Annotated in this window: 3 protein-coding genes; all 3 read left to right on the top strand. The window is 46.8% G+C overall.

Annotated elements, in window-relative coordinates:
• The coding region (locus tag A0F92_RS01015) for a glycosyltransferase (RefSeq protein WP_167516698.1) at window positions 1-357 on the top strand (357 nt) is incomplete at its 5' end.
• The gene (locus tag A0F92_RS01010) at window positions 336-1,571 is read left to right on the top strand and encodes a glycosyltransferase family 4 protein (RefSeq protein WP_068240764.1); all 1,236 of its coding nucleotides are present in this window, start codon (window positions 336-338) and stop codon (window positions 1,569-1,571) included. The genes A0F92_RS01015 and A0F92_RS01010, both read left to right, overlap by 22 nt.
• A 342-nt stretch (window positions 1,572-1,913) precedes the next feature.
• Window positions 1,914-2,620: asparagine synthetase B family protein (locus A0F92_RS01005; protein ID WP_394330958.1), on the top strand; the 707-nt coding region annotated here is incomplete at its 3' end.

The raw sequence follows: 2,620 nt of genomic DNA, 5'->3' as shown, positions 1-2,620 counted from the left end.
GTCATATTGCGCGGAGAAGCGCTGGTGGCTGCTTACAATAGTGCCAAGATAGCCGTTATACCTTCGCGCTGGCCCGAGCCTTTTGGTATAGTGGCCTTAGAAGCCCTGGCCTGTGGTTGTGGTATTGTAGCCTCTAACGGTGGAGGCTTGCCCGAAGCTGCGGGAATTTGGGGTCATTATTTTAACAATGGTGATGTAGATGGCTTAAGTGCAGCATTGGCAAAAGCTATACAACAATATCCTACAACGGTAGCGGCTTTTCCTGCTATACAACAATATTTACAGCAACATACACCGGAAGCAATAGCCCAACAGTATTTGCAACAATGCCGTATATGGAACATACTTACCAATTAATTGCAGTATCCAATCCTGCACGACAATACACGCCACAAACCGTAGCCGCCTTGTTACAACTGCCCAATACCCGGGTGGTGTACTTAACCGCATTTTGGTGGTTACCCCAACGTTTTTTTTGGATGCGTTGGTTAGCCCTGCTACCGGGTATGCGTAGGCAACTGGCAAAAAAAACAGCACCACAGGTGCCGGAAAATGCTGTGGTAGTGCATATAACGGGTATACTATTCAGTTTATTGGGACGCTGGATAGTAGGTGGTGAAAAACGCAGTTTTTGGGAAGACCGGCTGCACGACCAATGGGTTGCCCGTTGGGTAGGCCGGCATCGCCCATCTATATTCATTGGTTATGAAAAAAGTGCTTACCGTAGTTTTGGTGCCGTACAACAATATGGCGGTACCTGTATACTAGATTTGGCACAGGTGCATCCCCACTATATTGCCCAATTGCGGCAGCAATACCCCTTTTTTGCTGCCATTACCGGATCGGAACGTTTGTTTCAGCAGGTACAGCACATCAAATTGCAGGAATATGAGTTGGTGCAACAAATTTGGGTGTTGTCTGATTTTGCGAAAGCCACCCTGTTACAGCAAGGGATACCTGAAAAAAAGATCAGGATTATGCATCTGGGTGTGGATAACAACATATTTATACCCCGTGAAAACTATCCCGAACGGCCGGTTCTAGAATTGATATTTGCCGGAACGGTTACCGAACGGAAGGGTATTTTGCTATTGCTGCAACTGATGGAACGGCTGCTGACCGAGCCGGTACGCTTAACCATTTTGGGCCCCATAGGTGGGTATATACAAACGGCGCAGTTGCAGCAACCCAATATCAGGTATATACCCTATTGCACCCAGAAGGAGATGAATACCTATTTTCAGGCAGCAGATGTATTTGTATTTCCCAGCTATTTGGATAGTTGGGCGATGGTGGTGATAGAAGCCATGCAAACGGGTTTACCGGTTTTGGTAAGTGAAGCAACCGGTGCCAAAGATGCAGTAACCAACGGGGCCGGTATGGTGTTGCCGGTAGCTGCAATAGATGCCTGGGAAGCAGCCATTCATACTATACTGCAACAGCCACAACTGATAGCCGGGATGGGTTATAAAGCCGCTGCTGCTGCAGCGTATTATACCTGGGGGCAGTATCATCAATCGGTGCAGGCGGCCATTGGTATGGGTGAATGTTTGTATTTACCTAAAAACTGAGGGAGGCAAAGATAGATAGGAATACTGCAGCAAATGGCTTGTGCAAATGGTATTTTGCTAAGTACAAATCTGTGCTATCAGCTAATTTTTTTAATCAGTGATGCAGACCATAATTTTGCCTGCATGGTTAGTGCTATACCCGAAAATAGAAACACGAAAAACGCGAATGAATGTACAGGAAGAGAATCCCTTTGCGTTTTCAGGTGAAATACCTGCCATGAATAATTTAGATGGGTAGCAACACCCTCGGAAAGTGAAAAAAACAGGGCCGCCTATCTTTACGCCCTTTGTGTGAAACCATGCACTGCAAAGCAAACCTTACAGTAAAATATTTCAAACGCCATGTGTAGAATTGCCGGTATTATTCAGCGTCAGTATATGCCCACCGAAGCAGACATTATCCGTATGCGGGATGCCATGGAGCGGGGTGGGCCTGATGATGCAGGGATATATCTGAATGATACCTATCATTTGGCATTCGGGCACCGGCGTTTATCCTTATTAGATTTAACACCTGCCGGGCATCAGCCCATGCATAGCACCGATGGCCGATTGGTATTGGTATTCAATGGTGAGATATACAATTACCGGGAGTTGAAAGCCGAATTGCAACAGCAGGGTCATGCCTTTCATACCGGCACCGATACCGAAGTAATATTGTATGCCTACCGGGCATGGGGTACCGATTGTTTTTCCCGCTTTGAGGGTATGTTTGCCATAGCCCTGCTCGATCAAAATACTGATACACTTGTGCTGGCCCGCGACCATGCCGGTATAAAACCCCTGTATTACAGCCTTAGCGGCGAACGGTTGCTCTTTGCATCGGAGATACGGGCATTCAAAGTATATGATCCGCAATGGCCCGAAAATGCCGATTGGCGCAAATATTTTTTATTGTATGGGCACCTGCCCGAACCGGTAACTACTTTACACAACGTAGTGCCCCTGCCGAAGGGTAGTTATCTGACCTTCCATTTAAAAACGGGAGCCGTTCAACGGAAAGTGTTGTATACCCGTTATTATCTTTATACCCAATACAACCGGGAAGC

Source organism: Hydrotalea flava, from assembly GCF_001623405.1.
Classification (GTDB): domain Bacteria; phylum Bacteroidota; class Bacteroidia; order Chitinophagales; family Chitinophagaceae; genus Hydrotalea; species Hydrotalea flava.
Note: the sequence above shows the minus strand (reverse complement) of the source record. Positions and strands in the feature narration are given on the sequence as shown.

Excerpts from the sequence above, each read along its gene's own strand:
- A0F92_RS01010 (WP_068240764.1), top strand. The coding sequence starts at position 336 with ATGGAACATACTTACCAATTAATTGCAGTATCCAATCCTGCACGACAA.